14 protein-coding genes and 1 CRISPR repeat array are annotated in these 24,154 nt (G+C 40.9%); of the genes, 6 read left to right on the top strand and 8 right to left on the bottom strand.

Features of this window, described 5'->3' with window-relative positions; translation table 11 throughout:
• The first annotated feature begins 212 nt into the window (after positions 1–212).
• A CRISPR array of direct repeats spans positions 213–1,218; the repeat unit is 29 nt; unit sequence CTTTTAATAGAACTAAGTAGTATTGAAAC.
• A 108-nt stretch (positions 1,219–1,326) separates the two neighbouring features.
• Positions 1,327–1,920 (bottom strand): TetR/AcrR family transcriptional regulator, encoded by a 594-nt coding sequence (locus tag DD657_RS03775; RefSeq protein WP_287048534.1) that lies wholly within the window; start codon positions 1,918–1,920, stop codon positions 1,327–1,329.
• Positions 1,921–2,351: 431 nt separating this feature from the next.
• On the opposite strand from DD657_RS03775, the gene DD657_RS03780 reads away from it, so the two are divergent.
• Complete coding sequence (locus DD657_RS03780; protein ID WP_021988833.1) at positions 2,352–3,257, top strand: YitT family protein; 906 nt, start codon at positions 2,352–2,354, stop codon at positions 3,255–3,257.
• A 153-nt stretch (positions 3,258–3,410) separates the two neighbouring features.
• On the opposite strand, the gene hydF is transcribed toward DD657_RS03780, so the two are convergent.
• Both hydF and DD657_RS03790 read right to left on the bottom strand, forming a co-directional pair.
• Positions 3,411–4,592, bottom strand: a complete 1,182-nt coding sequence (gene hydF / locus DD657_RS03785; protein WP_021988832.1) for a [FeFe] hydrogenase H-cluster maturation GTPase HydF — start codon at positions 4,590–4,592, stop codon at positions 3,411–3,413.
• 18 nt (positions 4,593–4,610) lie between these two features.
• Entirely contained in the window at positions 4,611–5,762 is a 1,152-nt protein-coding gene (locus DD657_RS03790) for a sigma-54-dependent transcriptional regulator (RefSeq protein ID WP_287048536.1), read from the bottom strand.
• A 231-nt stretch (positions 5,763–5,993) separates the two neighbouring features.
• Between DD657_RS03790 and DD657_RS03795 the strand changes: the two genes are divergently transcribed.
• The 4 genes from DD657_RS03795 (at position 5,994) to DD657_RS03810 (ending at position 12,391) form a co-directional block, all read left to right on the top strand.
• Positions 5,994–8,186 (top strand): patatin-like phospholipase family protein, encoded by a 2,193-nt coding sequence (locus DD657_RS03795; protein ID WP_021988830.1) that lies wholly within the window; start codon positions 5,994–5,996, stop codon positions 8,184–8,186.
• 44 nt (positions 8,187–8,230) lie between these two features.
• A complete protein-coding gene (locus DD657_RS03800) occupies positions 8,231–9,211 on the top strand; it encodes an FAD:protein FMN transferase (RefSeq protein ID WP_068689558.1) in 981 nt (326 codons plus the stop codon).
• Positions 9,212–9,230: 19 nt separating this feature from the next.
• Positions 9,231–11,135 carry a BamA/TamA family outer membrane protein gene (locus tag DD657_RS03805; protein WP_287048538.1) on the top strand — a complete coding sequence of 635 codons (1,905 nt, stop codon included), beginning with the start codon at positions 9,231–9,233 and terminating at the stop codon, positions 11,133–11,135.
• Between the two features lie 113 nt (positions 11,136–11,248).
• The gene (locus tag DD657_RS03810) at positions 11,249–12,391 is read left to right on the top strand and encodes a cation:proton antiporter family protein (protein WP_021988827.1); all 1,143 of its coding nucleotides are present in this window, start codon (positions 11,249–11,251) and stop codon (positions 12,389–12,391) included.
• 240 nt (positions 12,392–12,631) lie between these two features.
• Here the strand turns inward: DD657_RS03810 and DD657_RS03815 are convergent, their stop codons facing one another.
• Entirely contained in the window at positions 12,632–14,986 is a 2,355-nt protein-coding gene (locus DD657_RS03815; RefSeq protein ID WP_287048541.1) for a transglycosylase domain-containing protein, read from the bottom strand.
• A 298-nt stretch (positions 14,987–15,284) separates the two neighbouring features.
• Here DD657_RS03815 and DD657_RS03820 point away from each other — a divergent pair, with 298 nt between their 5' ends.
• On the top strand, positions 15,285–15,851 hold the full coding sequence (locus tag DD657_RS03820; RefSeq protein ID WP_021988825.1) for an adenylate kinase: 567 nt from the start codon (positions 15,285–15,287) through the stop codon (positions 15,849–15,851).
• 129 nt (positions 15,852–15,980) lie between these two features.
• Here the strand turns inward: DD657_RS03820 and DD657_RS03825 are convergent, their stop codons facing one another.
• The 4 genes from DD657_RS03825 to DD657_RS03840 form a co-directional block, all read right to left on the bottom strand.
• Positions 15,981–18,014: a transketolase family protein gene (locus tag DD657_RS03825; protein ID WP_068689541.1), complete on the bottom strand. Its 2,034-nt coding sequence runs from the start codon at positions 18,012–18,014 to the stop codon at positions 15,981–15,983.
• Positions 18,015–18,082: 68 nt separating this feature from the next.
• Complete coding sequence (locus DD657_RS03830) at positions 18,083–20,617, bottom strand: S9 family peptidase (protein ID WP_287048544.1); 2,535 nt, start codon at positions 20,615–20,617, stop codon at positions 18,083–18,085.
• A 159-nt stretch (positions 20,618–20,776) separates the two neighbouring features.
• Positions 20,777–20,953, bottom strand: a complete 177-nt coding sequence (locus tag DD657_RS03835; protein ID WP_193617451.1) for a hypothetical protein — start codon at positions 20,951–20,953, stop codon at positions 20,777–20,779.
• A gap of 413 nt (positions 20,954–21,366) precedes the next feature.
• A complete protein-coding gene (locus tag DD657_RS03840; RefSeq protein WP_287048547.1) occupies positions 21,367–23,100 on the bottom strand; it encodes a tetratricopeptide repeat-containing sensor histidine kinase in 1,734 nt (577 codons plus the stop codon).
• Positions 23,101–24,154: the final 1,054 nt, after the last annotated feature.

A 24,154-nucleotide genomic window follows, 5' to 3' on the forward strand; every position in this document is an offset into this window, starting at 1 on the left:
CTATGGGAAAAGATCGGTTGTTTTAGGTCAGATTATTGAAAATTTAGATAAAAAGTTCTTTGACGTATTGATAATGAATAGATTGTAAATAGTCGTCGAAGGACGGGAAAAATCTAAGAATTGCAGGTCGACTGCAAACAACGGTAAAAAACAATGGCAATATAATTGATAAATAGTTGATTGTCAAATTTGTATGATATGATGTTTAATGCCTTTTAATAGAACTAAGTAGTATTGAAACTTAATTTTGAAAAGATGTTTGTTTTCATAAGTTAAAGCTTTTAATAGAACTAAGTAGTATTGAAACGTGATAATCGATTCTACTCCCTCTTTCGAGATAATACTTTTAATAGAACTAAGTAGTATTGAAACTCAACAAATTGAACCTCGCGCATAAGAGTATTAACCTTTTAATAGAACTAAGTAGTATTGAAACTTATTCGAACATGAAAAACGCATCTATGTTAAAGGTCTTTTAATAGAACTAAGTAGTATTGAAACCGTATCCCGTTTCATCTTTGATGTTATGGTTCCTTGCTTTTAATAGAACTAAGTAGTATTGAAACTCCTTTAAATCACGCTCCCTCTTTAAAGCCATCTCCACTTTTAATAGAACTAAGTAGTATTGAAACTACGGTATGAGTATTGTCATACCGATCCGGTTCTTTCTTTTAATAGAACTAAGTAGTATTGAAACGATTATAAAGCTATCGGAGAAGCAGGCGAAAGTTACTTTTAATAGAACTAAGTAGTATTGAAACAGAAATTCAGGACGCTGAAGACGAGCATCCGGAACACTTTTAATAGAACTAAGTAGTATTGAAACTAATGTTACCGGTTTTGTTTGTTTCGTAGGTAGAGTCTTTTAATAGAACTAAGTAGTATTGAAACCTAATTACAGTTGCTAATTAAATTTACAGTTGCTAACTTTTAATAGAACTAAGTAGTATTGAAACTTATTAAAGAAGTTGTAGACCGCATACCTCAATCTCCTTTTAATAGAACTAAGTAGTATTGAAACTAATTTCATCAATTATAGCATCAATAGTTGTTTTGTACTTTTAATAGAACTAAGTAGTATTGAAACATAGTGTAGAAAAACAAATAAATGAAGCGGAGATCCACTTTTAATAGAACTAAGTAGTATTGAAACTTTCGAAAAACATCTACCCGGAATTTTTTATTATCTCTTTTAATAGAACTAAGTAGTATTGAAATACTGTTGGCTATACTACTATCAGGGAATACTGTATCTTTTAGAGTCGTCGATTTATAATGGCTTTACTTTTCTCAACGGCGGCAAAGCCGCGCTTGACAGAAACGTAGTTACTGACTTCGTGGACTGTTTTGCTGGTTGATGATCCCATAGAACATCAGATCAATATATTCCAATATGGTACGGGAATTTTTATCTTTCCGGTTGGCCAGGATAAAAGCTTGCTCCAGGCTTTTAAACATGAGCAATAAGTTTTGTGAGAAGATACGGGGATCACTTACCCGGAAAATGCCTTTTTCTTTGCCTTCCCGTACAATTCCCGTAAGCAATTTGATTTCTTTGCGATCTATATCTTGCCGTAGATGTTCCACACGGATATTATTGAAAAGGAAATCGTAACGGATATAACGGTTACTTCGTACTAAACTGTCAATTACCCCAAAATGTTGCAAGATATACAATTTTAGACGTCTGTCGGGAGGAAGAGGCGAATCTGCAGCTTTTTGAAGTTTTTCGTTAATACTGTTCACTTCGTCTTCAACGACGTATTTATAAAGTTCGTCCTTGCTTTTAAAATGGGTATAGAGGGTACGCCTGCTCATTTTGGCAGCAGAGGCGATATCGCTCATTGTAGCTTTATATACGCTGATTTCTTTAAATAAATTTTTGGCGACATTGATAATTTTATTTTTGGTTTTACTCATGTAGCTTATTGTTTAATGAACTTTTAATCGTTCTGTTGATCTTTTTAAAGGCAAAAAGCCTTTAAGCGGTGAAGTGGGTTTTGTGTGAAGTGCAATAATAAGCATTTTTTATGGATTCTCTCGTCTTTTTATAAAGATTAAGTCCATTGCTCCGTTTATTGTTTACATATTACATTATGCAAAGGGTGTCAAAATATCCGGATCTATTATGGATTACATAGAATATTTAATTTGTGACAGACAGGAAACCTTTATAGTGAAAGTAAATTATTTACTATTTTCCAGGTTTATGTCATATTTGTAAAAACATGACAAATGTCATATTTTTTTGAAAAAGGCCGGAGTATATTTGCGCGAATTTTAACTGGTGTCCCGGTGATGATTGATTTACCGGTAAGTATGAATTAAAACTTTCTGTAAACATGAATGTTATGAACATTTCCTTTTATAAGGATAAAATTTTTTCAGCCCGTTGGTTTCAGACCTATGCCACTCTCATATTAGGTTCTTTTGTCATCTCTATCGGGTATACTTTTTTTATGACACCGTATAAAATCGTACCAGGGGGTATTTATGGTATTTCGACGATATTGCATTATCAGCTAGGGTTTCCGATCGGTATGGCGGCTTTGTGTTTCAATTTACCTTTGAGTTTATGGGGGGTAAAAGTGTTGGGTAAACAATTCGGTTTGAAGACTTTTATCTGCTTTTTACTGGTAGCCATGTTCGCCGACGGTATGCCTCTTTTTCTGAAAGCATGTGGGCACCCGCATCCTTACGATCCGTTTCAGTTGCAAGACGAGGTTCTTTTGGCCAGTGTTTTCGGTGGGGTCGTTATCGGTATCGGAGCCGGATTGATTTTAAAGACACGTTCTTCCAGCGGTGGTACGGATGTATTGTCTTCTATTTTAAATAAGTTGACCCGTAAGCCGATCGGTATGTTACAGATGACAGTAGACTCTGTTATTGTACTGTGCGGTTTAATCGTATTTCAGGATTGGAAAGTACCGTTTTATTCCTGGTTGACGATTTTCCTAATGGGAAAAGTAATCGATATTGTTATTCAGGGATATTCGAGTGATAAAACATTCTTTATTGTTTCCGAAAAGACAGAAGAAATCCGTAACTATATTCTTACCGAATTACATCGCGGTGGTTCCATCGTTCCTGTAAACGGTATGTTTAACCGTACTGAAAAGGAAATGATTATGACGGTGGTAAACCGGAGAGAGGTCGTTACTTTGCAACGGGCTATTTTTAAAATCGACCCGAAAGCATTTACGACCATTATGGAAGCAAAAGAAATTATCGGACAGGGATTTAAGACCATTGATTAAATGAAAATCAAGAGGGATCGATTTTAAATTTACTGTTTAGATTGTTTTTGGAAAAATCAGACTTCGATTTCAGATTTAATTTTTGATTACAATTTTGGAATATACCGGCATGGAAGCTATTTGTAAGATCAGCGAAGTAGCCGGTATTTGTTCCTATTTTTTTAAAGGAGCGATTGTACGGTCGAAAATGCCGGAAAGAAAAGCGATGGCCATGCCGTAGTTGCTGACCGGTATGCCTGCTTCAATAAATGGGAGAAGGCGGTTTTTCAATTGCGTATGTGTGACCATACAACCTCCGCATTGGATAACGAGGGCATAGGTATTTAACGGATGTGTAATCGGGTCTAAGCCGGAAATAAATTCAAAATTCAATTGCTTGCCGCTGTATTGGCGTAATAAATTCGGTAGTTTAACTCTCCCGATATCTTCGCAACTGACGTGATGAGAACAGGATTCCAACATCAGGATTGTATCGTTGTCTTGCAGATGCCGGATGTATTGAGTGCCTTCCAGGTACTTTTGAAAACATCCTTTTTGCCGGGCCAGTAAAATACTGAAGCTGGTAAGCGGTATGTCGGCCGGAATAAGTGTCGCTACTTTTTTAAATACCTGACTGTCGGTAACAACCAATTTCGGTATAATACCGGTGGTTGATAAAAAATGGGAGATTTCTTCCGGTTGAAGTACGACACTGATACAATGCTTATCGAGAATATCCCGTATTGCCTGTACCTGAGGTAAAATGAGGCGGCCTACCGGAACTTCGGAGTCGATAGGGGTGATGAGCATCACGATGTCCTGCGGATTTACAAGTCCTTCCAGTAAAGGTGAAGGATTGGAGATTTTTGCAATGCGGCGCAGAGCGTCGAGTAAACCGGGGACAGTTTTGTTATCATAGGCACTGAAATCGATGACCGGGACTTTATACTGGCTTTCAAGACTGGTTTGCAGGACCGGATTGAGGGGAGAGAGATCTGCTTTGTTGTGCAGAATCAAAAAGGGCAAACGAAGAGAACTGAAACGTTCAGCCAGTAGTTCTTCTTCTCTCTCAAACCGGTTTGCCGTAATAACCAGAATGGCGATATCTGCCCGGGGCAATTGCTCAAAGGTCTTATTGACCCGTTGTTTACCGAGTTCGCCTTCATCATCGATACCGGCTGTATCAACAAAAATTACGGAGGCAAAACCGGGTATTTCGAAACTTTTCTTTACCGGATCGGTTGTTGTACCGGGGATATCCGAAACAATCGCTATTTTCTGTCCCGTTAAGGCATTGATGAGTGAGCTTTTACCGCTGTTACGACGACCGGTGATCAGAATATGAAGTTTATCCATCGTTATTGTATCTGTTTTTTATTTGTATAGTTGTACGTCTTCTGCAGTAATGGTCGGACCACATAAAATGATCAGACGTTCTACGACGTTGCGTAGTTCCCGGATATTTCCAGTCCATTCGCACCCCTGCAGCATGGATACGGCAGCCGGTTCTATTTGTTTCGGAGAAGTGCGCATTTCGGTACAAATTTCTTCTATAAAATGTTGAATCAGTTCTTCTATGTCTTCGGAACGTTCATTCAGAGCAGGAACGTCGATGATAATAACGCTAAGACGGTGGTATAAATCTTCCCGGAAATTACCTTTGGAAATCTCTTCCTTCAGGTTTTTATTGGTGGCGGCAATGACCCGTACATCTACCGGAATATCACCGTCTCCGCCTATCCGGCTGATTTTGTTTTCCTGTAATGCACGCAATACTTTGGCTTGGGCATCCAGGCTCATATCGCCGATTTCATCCAGAAAGATCGTACCGCCGTGTGCCAGTTCGAATTTTCCTTTTTTCTGTTTGATGGCGGAAGTGAAAGAGCCTTTTTCGTGTCCGAATAATTCACTTTCGATAAGTTCGGAAGGAATGGCAGCACAATTGACTTCAATAAATGCATTGTCCCGGCGATTGCTTTTTTCATGTAATTGACGGGCAACCAGTTCTTTACCTGAACCGTTCGGACCGGTAATCAATACCCGGGCATCTGATGGGGCAACTTTTTCGATCATATGTTTGATCTTTTCCAATGCCTCGGAATGTCCGATCATTTCATATTTTTTGCTGACCTTGGTTTTTAAAGTCTGGGCTTCCTGTATTAATAATGTTTTATCTGTGGCATTTTTGATCGTAATGAGAATCCGGTTTAAATCGAGGGGTTTTTCAATAAAATCATAAGCTCCTTTTTTTATAGCCTCGATAGCCGTGTCGATTGTGCCGTGTCCGGAAATCATAACGACAGGAGTATCCCGGGAAAATTCCTTGATTCTTTCGAGTACTTCGATTCCTTCCATTTTCGGCATTTTGATATCACAGAATACCAATTCCGGTTTTTCTGTCTTTACGGCAACAATCCCTTCCATGCCGTTTTCCGCCAGAATGACATCGTGTTTTTCAAAAGTAAGGATATCTTTCATGGAGTTCCGGATACTCCGTTCGTCGTCGATAATCAGTATTTTTGCCATGTTATGTCGTTTATTTTAAGGAACGATTCCTGGGTGTATGGAAATACAGACCGGATGGATCCGGTTTTGTATAAACCCTGCTTTTTCCCTTATTTTATGCAAAAATAATTAAATATTCGGCTATTGGACAATTGGAGCCGGACAGATACCTTTTTTAACATTCTTGCCGGAAGTTATTTCTTAAATTAGAACTAAATTTGTTATTCTAATTTGATAAAACAGATCATTCTGATGAAGAAGTTCGTATTTTTATTCGTCATTTTTATGGCATTGACATATTCTCTCCAGGCAGAACGGAAAAAAGTCGGTTTGGTATTAAGTGGCGGAGGGGCAAAGGGTGTTGCTCATATCGGTGTACTAAAGGTTTTGGAACGGGCAGGTATACCGGTTGACTATATTGCTGGAACCAGTATGGGATCCATTGTCGGAGGACTCTATTCCATCGGATATGATGCGGAGATGCTGGACAGTTTGGTAAAAAAACAGAATTGGTCTTTTTTATTGAGCGACCGGGTGTATCGGTATAATCTTCCGTTTTCTCAGAAAGAAACGGATGAGAAATATCTGGTATCCATTCCGATGATCGGAGGACGGCGTATACAAGTGCCTTCCGGGTTTATCAGCGGACAAAATATTTACAATCTGTTTTCGGAATTGACGATCGGTTATCACGATTCCTTGTCTTTTTTGACATTACCTATCCCTTTTTCCTGTGTGGCAGCCAATGTTGTTAATGGGAAGGAAGTTGTTTTGAATAAGGGCAACCTGCCTTTGGCGATGCGTTCCAGTATGGCTATTCCCGGGGTTTTCGCTCCTGTCCGGCTCGATTCCATGTTGTTGGTGGACGGGGGTATAGCCAATAATTTCCCCACGGATGTCGGTTTGGCAATGGGAGCTGATATTATTATCGGCGTTGATGTGTCTTCCGAGCTTCGCAAGAGAGATCAATTGAATTCTGTTTTAGATATTCTGGATCAGTTGACTTCGTTTATGGGAATGGATAAATATGAGGATAACATTAAGTTGTGTGACCTGTATATTAAACCGGATATTGTACCTTATTCAGCAGCCAGTTTTGATCCGGAAGCTATAGATACTCTGATTCGGCGGGGAGAAGAGGCAGCCTGGGCGCATTGGGATGAATTTATGAAGTTAAAAGAACAGTTGGGACTGGCTAAGACGGAAAAGGCCGAGAAAAAAATCGAGAATAAGTTCATTATAACAGATTCTTTAAGGATCGGACAAATATTGATCGAAGGTGTTCCTGCCAAAGAAGAAAAATGGATACGTAAGAAAGTCCATCTGACAGAAAATACCGATATTTCGATTGGTGATTTACATCGGGCGATAGCTATACTTTACGGCACGGGATCTTTTTCTTATGTAAATTATCAGTTAAATGGAAAAGAAGTGTACGATCTGACCCTGACATTGAAAGAAAAGCCGACGAGCTCAATTAATTTCGGTTTTCGTTTTGATTCGCAGGAAATGGCTGCCATATTGTTGAATACAACGATTTCACCCAAGAATTTACGTGGTTTTCAATTGTCGTTAACCGGACGTTTGAGTATGAATCCGTATGTAAAAGCCGAGTATTTATTCGGAGAAAACTTTTTACGTAGAGCCGGATTATCGTATATGTATAAATACAACGATATCGATCTTTACCGTAAAGGCCATAAATTGGATAATATTACTTTTTCCCAGCATGTTGGGGAATTGAGTTTTTCGGATATCAATCTTTTAAATTGTAAATTTATGCTGGGGATTCGCTATGAATATTTCGATTATGAGTCTTTTTTGTATTCGGACCATTCAATGACGACCCAGGCGAAGCCGGAAGGTTTTCTGGGATATCATGCTTTGGCCCGTTATGAAACCTTCGATAAGAAGTATTATCCTACCCGGGGCGTTTCTTTTTTAGGAGAGTATTCTCTTTATACCGATAACGGCATTCATTATGACGGTGGAGCTCCTTTTTCTGCCCTTGCCGGAAATTTCGAAACAGCCTGGTCATTGAGCCGGAGATTTACTGTTTTGCCTGCTTTTTACGGAAGGATATTGATCGGCCGGGACATCCCTTTTTCATACCGGAATTATATGGGAGGCGAAGTTGCTGGACGGTATATGTCGCAACAATTACCGTTTGTAGGTATCCATCATTTTGAAACGTTTGATAATACGGTGTTGGCTCTGAGAATGAAACTGCGGTATCGGATCGGTTCGAAACACTATGTAACGGCTACAGCCAATTATGCCAAACAGGAGAAGAATTTTTTTGATATATTGGGTGGGGATGATATTTGGGGCGGGGGTATATCTTATTCTTACGATACTTTAATAGGGCCTATCGAGTTGTTGTTCGATATGTCAAATTGGGATAAGAACTTAGGGATTTATTTTAGTCTGGGTTATTATTTTTAGTCTGGAAACAGGGATCAAAAGTGGTGAATTAATATGAGAATAATATGAAATATTGGTTGTATGTAGGAATGCTTTGCTTGCTGGGAGCCTGCCAGGCGAAAACGTACCGGTACACAGAAGGCGGTATTTACGGCACTTATTATCGGATAACTTACCGGGCAGACAGGGATTTAGGGCGTGAATTAATCGGACAGCTGGAACGTGTGAATGCATCGCTTTCGATGTTTAACGATAGTTCTGTGATTTCCAGATTGAATCGTGGCCAGACAGAGCGGGTAGATTCTTTGTTTGCCTGTATGTTCAGGGTGGCTGTTCAGGTAAACCGGGAGACGGAAGGGGCTTTTGATATCACGGTAGCTCCTTTATCGAATGCCTGGGGATTTGGATATAAACGGGACAGTTTTCCGGTACCGGCAAAAATAGATTCTTTATTGCAGTATGTGGGAATGGGAAGATTACGTTTGGAAGAAGGACGTTTGTTGAAAGAAAAAGAGGGGATTGAAATGGATGCGAGTTCCATTGCCAAAGGATTGGGGGTGGATTTGGCTGCCGATTATTTGCAGAAACAGGGGGTAGAGGATTATATGGTGGATATCGGTGGAGAAATCCGGGTGAAAGGTGTGAGTGACAAAAACCGTCCGTGGCGGGTCGGAATTGATAAACCGATTGATGATCCGAAAGTGCAAAACCGGCAACTGGAATTAGTTGTTGAGTTGACAAAAGGTGCTATTGCAACATCAGGTAACTACCGCAATTATTATATTCACGAAGGGAAGAAATATGCGCATACCCTGAACCCGCTGACCGGATATCCGGTACAACGGGATATTTTGAGTTCGAGTGTTTATGCTCCAACCTGTATGGAGGCGGACGCTTATGCTACAGCCTTTATGGTGCTGGGGTTAGAGAAAAGTAAAGAGATTGTACTTAAGCATCCCGGTTTGGAGGTATGCTTTGTATATGAGCGGGATGGTAAATCGGAAATCTGGATGTCTCCGGCTTTTGAGAAAATGGTATTGAAATAAGGACAGAGAGGAGGGGGAAATGATAAAACGGTTGATCGGTTTGTGCCTATTGCTGAATCTGTTGGTTGCAGGAAATACTGTTTCTGTAGCCCAATCTGTAACAGAACAGGACACGATTACCGCCAACCGGGAGAAGATACTTTCCCGTCCCCGGGTTTTTTTACCGGATAGCCTGATCCGGGATACATTGAAATATGAATATGTCCGGATAAAAAATGTGGCTTACAAGTCATCTTTTACCAAAGAGTTGTACAAAATGATTTTTGTCGAGCCTCGGCGTAACCGGGTCAATGTTATGCGTACGCAGAACAGTGAGGAACGGTTTAAAGCCTATGCGGGAAAGATCATAAAAGAAATCCATATTGAAGTGCTCCCCCCTTATGGTACAAGTGTATATGACACAACTTATTTGGAAATGGATTTGGGGTGGCTTAAAAATGCGGCGAATAAGATACACATGAAATCCGCCGACCGTATTCTCCGGAAACAATTGACTTTAAAACCCGGAATGCGTCTGGTGCCTTTTGAAATTGTACAGAATGAGATTTTACTTCGTCGTCTGGATAATATCGACGATGCTACGGTTATGGTGGCTGAAGATAAAGATAATCCGGACGAGGTGGTTCTGACGATTATTTGCAAAGATCAGTTTTCCTGGGGTGCGGAAGTGTCTTCCAATTTTCTGAATAATGCCCGGATTGAAGTGGCCAATAAGAATTTTATGCGCCTGGGGCATATTGTCGAATATGATTTCAGCTACCGGGGAACAAAAGATCAGAAGTGGGGCAATACGGTACGGTATAAAGTCAATAGTGCTTTCGGTAGCCACTTTGACTTTCTCGGTTATTATCAGAATGATTACTCGGCGAAACAGATTTGGGGATCGCTGGACCGGCAGTTTCTGACATCCCGGATAAAATGGGCGGGCGGATTTACTGTGGGACGGGTTTATCGTGCCGATGTTTTACCGGATGTCAATATCATACATCAGGATGTTCCTTTTAATTACCATGCTTTCGACGTATGGGTGGGAAAATCGTTTTTGCTGAATACGCGTCATAATTACAACCGGAATTTTTATATTACCGGGCGTTTTCTGAATACGATTTTCAATGCCCGTCCCGTTGTATCTTCTGATTCGAATCAGTTTTATTACAATCGCCGGAATTATTTCGGTTCTCTTATTTTCCGGAAATTGAGGTATTATAAAGCGAATCTGATTTATGATTTCGGACGTACGGAAGATATTCCTTCCGGTTTTTATTCGGCATTGACATTTGGTTATGAGAATAATGATTTTCAGAATTCTGCTTATGTCAGTTACGAAGTCCGCTATTCCCATTTTGATTTTCCTACAGAGCGTTTGTATTCTTTCGATGCCGGGATTGGATCGTATATAAATCAGGGGGGATTTGAGCGGGGGATGTTGAAGGTCGGATTGCATCATATCAGCAATTTGCAGGCACTGGGTTCCTGGCGTTTCCGCTTTTATAATGATATAAACTACGTACTGGGAATACGGCGTTATCCGGCAGATCATCTTTATATGAAGGATTATGATATATTGGGATTCGATTCTGATACATTGTGCGGAAATCAGAAGCTTTCGACTTCTTTGTCGGCGACTTTTTTCATGCCTTATATTAAAAAAGGATTCCGGGCTGCTTTGACCGGTTTTGTGGATGTCGGAGCCATTGCTCCTGAAAATACATCTATATTCAAGAGCAGAGCCTATTGGGGAATGGGATTTGCTATCAATCTCAGAAACGATAATATTGTCTTTAAAAACATTAGTTTGCGTTTGTCTTTCTATCCTTCAGCGCCGAAAGATATGCGGGTATTTGAGGCTTCTATGTCCGGAAATTTACAGAATGGATTTTACGATTTCCAGGTTCGTAAACCTAAAGTGTTGAATTATGAATAAATTTCGGAACTTATCGAAATGATTTGTCGTATTGTCACAAATATTTTATTTTTGCCGGACGAAATTGATAACAGTATCGGCCGGTTATGGTACGATCTATTAATTCCTAATAAATGAAAAAAGTTTTATTATTCTCCTTGTTCTTATTGATCGGTTTATTTTTTTCACAGGTTCTTCCTTCTTTATTTAGCGATACGTATGAGACGTTTGTATTTGTATTCAAGAACCTGATGTTCATTTGTCTGGCTTTTATCATGATTAATGTCGGTCGGGAATTTGAGCTGAATAAAGCTAAATGGAAGTCTTATACCGAAGACTATTTTATTGCAATGGCTACGGCAGCAGTACCTTGGTTGTTAGTCGCTTTTTATTATATCTATATTTTGCCCTACAATGATTTATCCTGGGATAAGAATTTGTTGGTAAGCCGGTTTGCTGCGCCTACTTCTGCCGGAATACTTTTTACCATGTTGGCGGCTGCGGGCTTGAAAAAGGAATGGATTTATCAAAAAACACAGGTGTTGGCGATTTTCGACGATTTAGATACTATCCTTTTGATGATTCCTTTACAGATACTGATGATCGGTTTTAAATGGCAATTGTTCGCCATTGTATTGGTTGTTTGTCTGTTACTGGTATTCGGCTGGAAAAAATTGAACAGTTTGAATTTACCTCAGTCCTGGAAAGCCATTGTAATATATTCTGTTTGTTTGGTAGCGGCGTGTGAGAGTATTTATTTGATATCCAAGGTATTTATGGGGCAGGAGGGAGCCATTCATCTCGAAGTGCTTTTACCGGCTTTTGTCTTGGGAATGGTAATGAAAACCGTGCATAAGACAGGAAAAGAGGAGGAAAATGCAGCCGGCTTTATTTCTTATCTGTTTATGTTCTTGGTTGGGTTGAGTACTCCTCTGTTTGTCGGGATCGATACGGAAGCTGCCGGCTTTCATTTGCCCGATTGGGGGACGATAGCTTTGCATGTATGTGCGGTAACCTTGCTTTCCAATATCGGTAAGATGTTCCCGTTGTTTTTTTACAGAGATCGTAATATTCTTGAACGATTGGCACTTTCTATCGGTATGTTTACCCGGGGGGAAGTTGGGGCCGGAATTATCGTGATTGCCTTGGGATACCAATTAGGTGGAATTGCTGTGATTGTTTCTATCCTTAGTTTGGTACTCAATTTGGTACTGACTGGTTTCTTTGTCGTGGCTGTGAAAAAAATCGCACAACGCGTATACGGCGTGAAGGAGTAGGAAAGGGTTATTTATTTTAGATTTACGATTTATGATTTACGATTTGGGCTTGCTTTTGTCAGGCTTTGACGATAGTATAGAGGTTTGCGTTTCTTATTTCCGTGGCTTCCGGTTTTAGCTTGTCCGGAAAGGTTGGACGATGAAATATAAGAGTTGCCGGGATCGGTTTAAAATTTATAATAAACCGATCCCGGCAATTCTTTTTCTGTTTTCAAATTCTCAGTCGTAAATTGAAATTTTCTATTTTTCTTTTTTCCGGAACAGGTTTCCGATTTTCCGGAATAATCCTTTTTTCTCTTTCTTGGTAACGGTGTCCTGAGGATGTGCCAGAGAACGTTTCTCCATTTTTTTGTTTCCGATCCGGTCGAAAAGGTTCATCTTTTCTTTAAAAACCGGAGTTTCTAGATCTTTTTCCTGTGGAATGGAAACGTAGGGAAAAGTTAAGCGTTCCCAATAAGCATAGTCCGCATCCTTCAGACATGCCTGCATAAACAGCCCGAAAATAGGTAGGGCTGTATTAGCCCCTTGTCCCAGGGAGGTTGAATTGAAATGGATATTCATGTTATTGGCTCCTACCCGGACACCTACAACGATACGGGGATTATAACCGATAAACCAACCGTCGGCCTGATTTTGAGTCGTACCGGTTTTACCGGCTAATTCATTGACTAAACCATAGTTGCTTTTCAATCTGCGGCCGGTACCTTCTTCAATAACGGCGGATAGAATATTGCTCATGATATGTGCTTCTTCTGCCGGTAGTACTTCCTGAAATTCAGCTTGGGGGGCCTGATATAATATTTTTCCGTCTTTGTCTTTGATTTCCGCCAGATAGTACGGTTGTGCCAGTTTGCCGTTGTTGGCAAAAGCCATATAAGGTTTTATCATTTCGGATAAGGGGATGTCGGCAACTCCCAGGGCCAAAGAAGGATATTGGGGTAATTCGGAATGAATACCCAGATTGTGAGCATGAACGAGGGTATTCTCGATACCTGTTTGAAGTAACACTTCAACGGCAATGGTGTTGATTGATTTACTAAGAGCGCCTTTTAAGGTGTAATATCCGGTATAATCGTTGTCGGAATTCCGGGGTGTCCAGTTATCGTATTCTTTATAAGTTTTTTGTTCGTTTTTGTAGTAGGCATCTAAACGGGCTCCGTAATGTATGGCTGCGCTGTAAACGACAGGTTTAAAGACCGAACCGACTTGCCGGGGAGCTTCAATTTGATCGTATTGGAAATATTTGTAATCCAATCCGCCGACCCAGGCTTTTACCTTTCCGGTATGCGGTTCTACGGCGATGAGTCCGGGATGTAGTATTTTCAGGTAATGTTTTAATGAATCGATAGAAGACATTTCTACTTTTGTCTCTCCCTGGTATGCACTATATATGACCATGGGTTTCTTCTGGTTCATAGCCTGCATAATTTCTTTTTCCCCCAGGCCCTGATTTTTGAGGGATAAATATACAGGACTGGTTTTTATAGCCTGTTCCAGCACCCGGGGTGTATTTTGCCAGGGTTCTTTTTTTCCAAAATGCGTATAAAAATCGTTTTGCAATTTTTTCATATATACTGCGGTTGCCGTTTCCGCATAGCGTTGCATATCTGCATCGAGGGTTGTTGTCAGGCGAAGGCCGTCCGTGTACAAATTGTAACCGGTTCCGTGTTTGGCATTGTATTCATTCAGGATACGCCCGGCATCCTGACGTATTTTTTCCCTAAGATAGGGGGCAAGACCGGAATAATGGTTTTCAGGCCGGTAATCTAAACCTAATACTTCTTGCTTTAGTCTTTCTCCGGCAGAGTCTTGCAGCATGTCATATTTGACCATCTGATTGATGACCGTATTGCGGCGCTGTAATGCCCTTTCAGGATTCAGGCGCGGATTATAACGTGAAGGACCTTTCAGCATCCCGATTAAAGTAGCTGCCTGAGGAATTGTCAGATCGGAAGCCGAAGTCGAAAAATATTTCCGGGCAGCACTTTCTATGCCGAAAGTACGTTCTCCGAAAGAGACTGTATTCAGATAGAGGGTCAGAACTTCGTCTTTTGTATAGAGTTGTTCCAGACGGTGAGCGGTGAGGATTTCCTTTAGCTTTATGACAGGCATAAATGTTACCTGGTGTTCTTCCCGGGGATATAGATTTTTGGCCAGTTGCTGGCTGATTGTACTGCCGCCCCCTGAAGAACGGTCGCCTAACAGTAAAGTTTTAAAAATCACCCGTAGCATACTGATTTTATCGAATCCGTGATGCTCGTAAAAACGGACATCTTCTGTAGCGATTAAAGCATTTATGGCATTGGGGGAGATGTGCCCGAAATTGACATTTGTACGGTTTTCGACAAAATATTTTCCCAGTAATTCTCCGTCTTCACTGTATAATTCCGATGCTTCTGCATTTCGGATATTTCGTAGTTCCGTATAATCGGGAAGTTTTCCCCATAGCCCGATATATACGGAGTAAACAAAAGCGCCGATAAGAGCTGCTCCCAGTAAAAGTAAAATGATCAGCCATTTCAGAATTCTGAACCGGCGCCGTTTTTTTGATGTTTTATGTGTTTTTTTCCGATGTACAGTCGCTTTCTTTTTCATATCCCAAAGATAAATCAGAATAATGGAAAATGAAAAATTTCGACCGAAGATAAAGTCTTTGATTTGGGTTATTTACGATTTGTGATTTTTGATTTAGGTTTTGGCCGGGGCTGCCGGTAAGTATTAAATTATTTCTTTCTGTGCATTATCGTACTTCTTTTTGTCTTTTATTTATTACTTTTGACCGGATTTAAGTGATTAGACGGTTGGGATTTTAGGTTTCGTTTTGCCGGGTAGCCGTAAAATGCTTAAATGTACCCAGTGGAGTATTTAATTAAACAGAATAAATCATACGGAAATGTTGAATATTGCATTATTTGGTCCGCCATGTGCCGGTAAGGGTACGCAGGCAAAAAGAATTGTAGAAAAATATAATCTGGCTCATCTTTCTACGGGAGATATGATCCGAAAAGAAATAGCCGAAGGTACGGAACTGGGTAAAATGGCTGCGGATATTATCAATAGCGGAGAGTTGTTGTCCGATGAATTTGTGATCCGGTTGATTCAGGATAGCATCGCAAAGAGTGAAAATGTCGATGGGTTCCTGTTTGACGGTTTTCCCCGGACAGTTGCTCAGGCACAAAAATTGGACGAGATGCTGATGGAGGCAGGAGGACCTTTGAAATGTCTTTTGAGCATAGAAGTTCCGGAAGAAGAGCTGAAGCGCCGGATGTTGGAGAGAGCCAGAATTGAAGGACGTGCCGACGATACGGAAGAGGCTATTAATAAACGGTTTCAGGAGTATCATGCAAAGACGGTTCCGGTAGCCCGGCATTATGAAAAAATCCGTCATGCCATAAAAGGGGATGGAACGATAGATGAAGTGTTCAATGCTCTTACCGGTGTGATCGAGAAAGTAAAGTAGTGTATTTTGATATAGCTGAATCCCTTCGGACCATGATGACCGGAGGGATTTTTTTATGTAAAAACTCCTTCCGGACAGTGTATTACTGATTTCCGGAAGGAGTAAAGTAAGACCGGATCATCCGGCTTTTTATTTTCCGAGCATTTCGCAGATTTCGTTGTATACGAATTCACCGGTGAAACCGAATTTCTCATCCAGAACCTTAGCAGGAGCGGAGTATCCGAAATGATTTACACCGTGGATTTTACCGTTACAGCCTACCAGGCCCTCGAGGGTAACGGACAAGCCTGCCGTCAGACCGAATTTCGGTTTGGCTGCCGGGATGACTTTTTCCTGGTAAGCGGCAGATTGTGTACGGAAAAGACCTTCGGAAATGGCCGATACCACTTGTGAACGGATACCTTTTCTTTCCTGTAGTAAATGAGCGGCCTCGACCAATGTTGCTACTTCCGAGCCGGAAGCGATCAGAATAACATCCGGATCGTCGCTGTTTTTAACGACGATGTATGCTCCTTTTTCTGCTTGTAAAGCCTCTTCGTAACGATCTCTGTCCGATGGAAGATCATTGATGTTCTGACGTGATAGCACGAGGGCTGTCGGAGTATGGGTATTTTCCATAGCCATCTTCCAGGCTACAGAAGTTTCAGCGGCATCAGCCGGACGTAATGCCAGCATACTCATTTTACCGTGATGATTCTGTAGTTTTTCCATTAGCCGCAATTGAGCTTCGTGTTCGATGGGCTGATGAGTAGGGCCGTCTTCACCAACGCGGAATGCGTCATGGCTCCAGATGTATTTTACCGGAACTTCCATCAAAGCCGACAGGCGGAAAGCCGGTTTCATATAATCGGAAAATACGAAGAATGTTCCGCAGGCTACATGAATACCACCGTGTAAAGCTATCCCGTTGCAAAGAGCGGCCATTGTCAATTCGCATACTCCGGCTTGCAGGAATTTACCCGAGAAATCGCCTTTCACAAGATTACGGGCACCTCCTTTGATGAATCCGTCGGTTTTGTCCGAATTGGAAAGGTCGGCAGAACTGACAATCATATTGTCGACTTGTTTAGCCAATTCTACCAACACATCGGCAGAAGCTGCACGGGTTGCGATATTGGCTTTGTGGGCAATGGCTTTGTAATCGATGGCCGGAGTCTCGCCCGACATGTATTTATGGTATCGGATTGCCAGTTCCGGATTTGCCTTTTCCCAGGCTGCCTGTTCGGCTTTTTTCTTGCGGGCGTAAGTCCGTTTTTCTTCCAGTACTTTGGCATAAAATTCCTGTACGTCCGGGAAAATAGCAAATGGATTTTGTGGGTTACCTCCGAGATTTTCAATTGTTTTGTCAATGGAAGCACCGGCTCCGGTCAAAGGCTGACCGTGAGTGGATACTTTATTGGAAAAGTCCTCTCCGTTAGCACCGACGGCACCTTTGCCCATCAATGTTTTGCCGATGATCAGGGTAGGGCGTTGTTTTTCTGCACCGGCAGCCGTCAATGCTTCCCGGATCTGATCGGCATCATTACCGTTTATGGTGATGACATTCCAGCCCCAGGCTTCGTATTTTTCAGCCGTATTTTCGGCGGTAACTTCTTCTACCTTGGTTGATAACTGGATGTTGTTGGCATCGTAGAACATAATCAGGTTAGCTAATCCCAGTGTACCGGCGATACGTCCGGCACCCTGTGAAATCTCTTCCTGAATACCACCGTCGGAGATGAATGCGTAAGTTTTATGAGACATCCATTCACCGAAACGAGCTACCAGAAAGCGTTCGGCAATAGCAGCACCGATGGCCATTACATGTCCCTGACCAAGCGGACCGGAAGTGTTTTCTACGCCCCGGGCCTTGTCTACTTCGGGATGACCGGGGGTGATACTACCCCATTGACGGAAGTTTTGCAAATCTTCCAGACTGTAATTACCTGTTAAACAAAGTACGGAATATAACATCGGAGACATATGTCCCGGATCCAGGAAGAAACGGTCCCTGTTCGCCCACGTCATGTCGTCCGGATCGAAGTTTAAAAATTCCGAATACAATACGTTGATGAAATCGGCACCGCCCATAGCACCTCCGGGATGTCCCGATTTGGCCTTTTCGACCATTGAAGCTGCCAGAATACGGATGTTGTCTGCTGCTCTGTTTATCGTTTTATTCATTATTCTAGGGTTTTATTTTTAATTTTCACAAAGGTAATGTTTTTGGGTAAACTCCGGTTTTTACCCATTTATAAATTTTTCTCCGGATAAAGGTTTTCCCACCAGGCAGGCTGCCCTTTCAGATATTTGGCAAAATAGGCCATAATCGTATTGTTCCATAGGATACGTTGTTTGTAATCTACAACATGATGATCGGCATCTTTGACGAATACCAATTCAACATCTTTACCTAAAAGTTTAAGTGCCGTATAAAACTGCATACTTTGAGCCGTCGGTACATTAACGTCTTTGGTACCGTGGATCAACAGAATGGGATTGTGGGCTTTGTCGGCACTGAATAACGGACTTTGGTCGACATAAATGTCTTTGCGGTTCCAGGGAAAAGCGTGAGCCGTTGCATTTGTACTGTAAGTGTATCCCCAATAACCGTCACCCCAATAACCGTCGAGGGAAGAGATGCCGGCATGAGAGATCGCACAGGTGAATATATCCGAATGTGTCGTCAGATACATAGTCGTAAAGCCGCCGTAAGAAGCTCCCATGCATCCTACTTTGGTAGCATCGATAAATGAATGTGCCTTGATAAAAGCTTTGGTAGCATTGATAATTTCATCTCCGGTAATTTTTCCCCAATTATTTTGGTGACGGGCCGAGAATTCCTGGCCGTAACCGATTGTGCCGGAAGGCTGGAGTACGTACACTACATACCCGTTCGCCGCATATAAATTGAATGGATAGCGTCCGCCGAAACTGCGTTCTACCGGAGTCGTTCCCCCGTAATAATAGACAATTAGCGGGTATTTTTTGTTCGGGTCGAAATCGGCAGGCAGATAGTAGCGTCCGTCGATTACCGTACCTTTTTTATAGTTGTAATCCCAATCTTTTACTTCTCCGAATACGATGTATTCATATTGTTGTTTGGCCGGATTCGCCCATTGTGCCGTTTCCAATCCGTTCAGATTCATGGTATAGATGATGGGAGGATAGGTAACATTTGAGGCAATATACATCATTCTGTTGCCTTTTTCCGGAACACTGGTTGAAAGGATAATGTCTCCCGGACATTCAATTTGTGCGATGTGCTTGTTTTTCACATTGTAGCGGAATAGGTGCACGTAATCTCCGTCGACGGCTGTAAGGTAAATATTACCGTCGGTATGCCAATAGGATTGGCTTACGGAAGGATTAAAGTCACGGGTCACGGGGATTACCGTACCGTCGGCGAGGGTATAGATATACAATTGTGTATCGTATTGGTTGACGATGGGATTATTACCGATGTTTTCGCCCGACTTTCCGAAAGCTGACGGTCCTCCGCTTATCAGCAATTGCTTGTCGTCGGGAGAGAAGGAGCAGAAAATACTGAAAAGCCGGTCTTTCCAGAGTGTATCGATCTTCTGGGTTGTCATATTCAACAGGTAAATCGATTGTTTGCTGTATGGGAATTCGTTATAGTCCGGAGTTGACGTCGAAAAGATCAATTGTTTACCGTCGTGACTGATATCCATCAGAGAAGTACTCAGGTTTCCCCAGGTCAGTCGGGAATGCAGTCCGGTAGAGAAATCGTACTTACATAAGTAGGAGCGGTAACGGTAGTAGGGTTGACGATCTTCGATACCCTGTAGTTTGCGTAGTTCCCAGTCTTTTTCTCCGTAATTTTTCGATGTATAGTATATCAGATAGGATAAATCCGGCGACCAGGTATAGTTTTCCAGCTTGCTGTCTTCTCGGATCAGGCAATTCAGTTGTTGTTTCTCAATGTCATAAGTGTAAAAAGAGTATCCGTTTCCTTCTTTAAAAAGATAAGATATTCTGTCTTGTCCCGGTACCCATTGGGGAGACATCATGTTATTACCGACAGCATATACCACTTGTTTGTCCGCTACCCGGTAAATTGTTGTGGTGTATGAGTTTTTACCGTCGGCAGTTTCACGCATACGTATAAGAGCATATTTTCCCGTAGGGGAGAGTTTTGCCGATTCTATTTTTTTGCCGTTGAGGATATCATATATATCTTTTCCTCTTTCCGGGGATATACTGAAACGGACGGCATTTTCAGTTCCTTTTGTCAGGGGCTTGAAATTACAACAGAAGGCTTTTCCTCCCTGGCTGATTGTTTTTACGATAATGGTATGCTTACCTGGAACCAATTCACAACTGACTGATTTGTCTGCCGCTTTATTTTCCCCGTAGGTCAGTTTTTTTTGTCCGTCGATATAAATTTCCGCATTCCCGAAAAGGTGGAATTTCAATTCTCCTTTTATCCATTGGTCATTGCTAAGATAAACGGCGTAATAATACAAGGTCGTCCGGTTTTGTACTGGAACCGTTATCGTATCTTGCTCCATCCGGGCTTTGTCCCACTTTAATTCCCGGGAAACGTTTTCGTTTTTGCCGGCGACAGGAATCATTTGTCCGACATTCAAACCGGAATATTCGAGTAACATGTCGTCAGTAAAAACTTTGCCATCGACATTTTTTACAGAACTTAAAGCCGGGGCTTCTAAGGAAATTGGGGTAAGAGCGAGCCATTCTCCGGCTTTCTGGCCGCTTACACTGAAAAAGCAGGCGATCAGAAAAAATAAAACAATGTTTTTTTTCATGGTGATTTTATTGGGTTTCTTGACTTTTGCAAAGTTAAAAATATAAAACGACGAGTGTTATAAATTATGGTCTTAGATTTACAATTTTGGACAATAATCTTTATTCTTTAAATAGGATTCAACTGCCTTTGGGCAGATTTTAAATTTTGAATACAATTTTCACGATATAGTTGTCGGCTTTATCTTATTGAAAATAAGATAAAGCAATGAATCTATCAATACGACAATGCCGGTACCGGGTTGTACACCGGTAATCGGCCAAAGATAAGTATTCTGTGCATGTGCATAAGTAAGGGCGAGACAGAAGGCAGCGATAAGAGTCCGGAATTTTTTCATAAGTCTTGTCTTTTGTGGTTTATGTTCTTTCGATTAATACCTGAGATTATTTGTCATTGTTTTATGATTATAAAACATTAAAATTAACATCTAAAAGAAAAGGCCTGAATGCTTTTTCTGGGATAAATTTATCCTAATAATAGCCCGGTAAACTTTGAATTATTTTATATCCGCTAGTTCCGGGAAGAATCGATTGCCTCCCGCTGGGGCATTGCGAAGAGGATGAGGAGCATTGCTTCATCCGCAGGGACGACTGGATGTCGAATCATTCTGATTTAAAGAATCGGTTGGGTGAATATATTCCGGCCTTAATTTAACAATGATAGCGTTGAATTAAGATGATTACAGAATAAATGATTGTAAACGTGTGAATTTAACTACGATCGGGTCTGGTAATTTATGGAAACGTTTATTTAATTTTTTGATTCTTTACACAATTCTATCGTTATTTCCGTTCCTTTTTGCGGCAGGGTGTAGATGTTCATCGTTGCCCCCAGCAATTCGACTCTCGAACGTACAGTCATAAGTTCTTCTTTACTTTTCGGGGAAGCGATGCCGACACCGTTGTCTGATACGGTGAGTGATAATTTGCTTTCGGATAATATAAGCTGAACATTGATTTCCGTTGCATTGGCATGTTTCAGGGCGTTATTTATCAGTTCTCCGGCAATCCGGTAAAAATTAATTTCGGTCTTTTCATTATATCTCAAGTCTTCTCCATAAAAATGGAAATTTACCATATCTGATCCTTTGCAATATTCTTCCAAAACCGGTTTTAGTCCGAACCGGGCCAACGATTCGGGCATGAGGTTATGAGCCAGACGTCGCATTTCCGTAATTGATTTGTCCATAAGGAGAATTGCCTTATCGAGTTTTTGGGATTCCTGAGACATGTTTGTTTTTATTTGTGCCAGATCGAGGCGAACCATTGTAAGCAGTCCCCCCAAGCCGTCGTGTAACTCGCGTGAAAGGCGTCCACGTTCGTGATTTTCGCCGTCGAGCAGAGAAGAAGCGGCTACCAACTGTTTCTCCTGTTCCAGTTTTTTTACCTGTTCTTCTATCCGGATCCGTTTTAATTTCTGATACCTGTTGATCAGTATAAGAATGATAAAAAGAAGAAAAATACCGATACCGCCTACAACGGTAAGTATGAGATATAATTTACGTTCCTCATTTAAAGTAACGATATGTAGCTCTTTTTTTTCTGTTTCATAGGATATCTTTAATTCCTGGATGATATTTTCCCGTTCGAGGGTGTGTAGAGAGTCCCGTTTTGTCTGGTATTGCTTCCGGTAATCCAATGCGCGGTCCAAATCGCCTTTTTCTTCATAAAGCTGTGCCAGTTCGTTCATTAATGCGAGATAAAGTTCGCGGGTATTTACTTTAAGTCCCATTATTTTTTCCATAATGGCAATCGCTTTGTCGTATTTTTTTGCTTTACGGTGAATCAATGCCTGCGTATAATCCGCGTAATAATCATTGCCTCCGGTTTTGTTCACTTTATCGATTGTCGCTTGAGCTTCTTCCAGCCTGTCGTTCAGTATAAGACATTGTGCCAGGTTAATCGATGCGGTGAACCAGGCCTGATTAAAATTTATGGCATTACTGATTGTTATGCATTCCTGAAAATAGGGGATTGCTTTCTTTGTATTTTTGTCAATTGTCATATAGGCGTTCCCGATATTGTTTAAAGCGCGGGCTATACCGACGGAATCATTTTGTTGCTTCGTCATTCCCAGCCAGCGTTCATAAGCTGTAATGGCTTCGCTACTCTTGCCGAGATTGAAATACAGGATACCGATATTGTTTAAGGCCCTGGCAAGTAATTCCGGATTTTTTTCGGTTTCACCGAGATGCAGAGCCTCATACAGGCAATAAGAAGCAGAGTCGTATTGTCCCAAAATATCGAAGGCTATACCTTTTTGTACCAGCACATGCCCCCGGCGAACAGCAAAAGAGTCGGCCTTCAATAAGGGAAGCAATTCATTTGCAACCATAATCATCGAATCCCGGTGTTTTTCCTGATAGTAGTGTTGTATTTTCTTTTCTAAAGCAGATAAACGGGGATTCTCTGTATTTATACCGGTTTTACATCCGGCTAAGGAAAACAGCAAAATTGTCGGAATAAAAAAGAAACTATAATTCATATCGGTCAATATTTTACAAATATAAATAAATATTGGTAGTCGTTAATACCCTAAAAAAGGGGTTTTTAACCGATCGTAGCACTTGGGGACGGGGGTAAAGTGCTATTAAGTGATCATAAAACACTCATTTATTGAATGTAATCTTTATCATGTTAGATTGTAAATTTAAAAACTTCCATCTCTGATCTACAATCGTCAATAAAAAAGAGAATCACGAAAGTGACTCTCTTTTCTGTGGTACTACCTGAAAGAGAACCATTATTGTATCTCTATTGATAGTCAACCTTTTATATTTTCTTAAATTTGGAATCCCACACGATTTAGCACACGATTATTTTTCATCGTTCTGCTCGCTATTTGCATGATTTCTTTTGTAAAGGAAGGAAAAAGTCGGGAAATGAGGGCTATTTTGAGGGTGAAAATTAGTAGAAAGGACCTTTTTGCCCTGTACACAAGGCTAAAATACCACACTCTTGTTTCGTGTATAGGACAAAATGGAAATGTTAGTAACTCATAATGTGGGCATTGTTAGGTCGTTTGAATTGGTGGAAAACTCCAAGTGAAAATCGAATGTGTATTGTGTTTTCATCTTGTCCGAAATTATTGCTTTTTTTCAGACAAAATAGATTTTGAGGATGCGATGTGGTATTATTTCAACACAATAAACTAATAACTGTACAACAGAATAAACTAATGGTTTATTGTGGGAGAATTTACAACTCGAACACTTTATCCTTAAATTTCAGAAGGGGCATTTCTTTGTTTTGTTTCTATTATGCACTATTTTTAATGCATAATAGAAACAAAACAGAGTTATTGAGATGAATTGAGGATATTTCTGTTTCATCAACAAAACGAAAATGCGCTGTTTCTGTTTTGCGTACAAAACAAAAGAGGCTTTTATCATTAACTTGCTAAGCAAATCACTCCCAATATATTCCTCTACTTATTTAGTTGACTTGCGCGGTAGAAAGGTATTATTGTTTCTGAAATCGGTATCTATAAACTTAAAAATTAGAAAGATTGCTATATATCCAAACTTTTATATATCTTT

This window comes from Culturomica sp., from assembly GCF_003524185.1.
Taxonomy (GTDB): domain Bacteria; phylum Bacteroidota; class Bacteroidia; order Bacteroidales; family Marinifilaceae; genus Culturomica; species Culturomica massiliensis.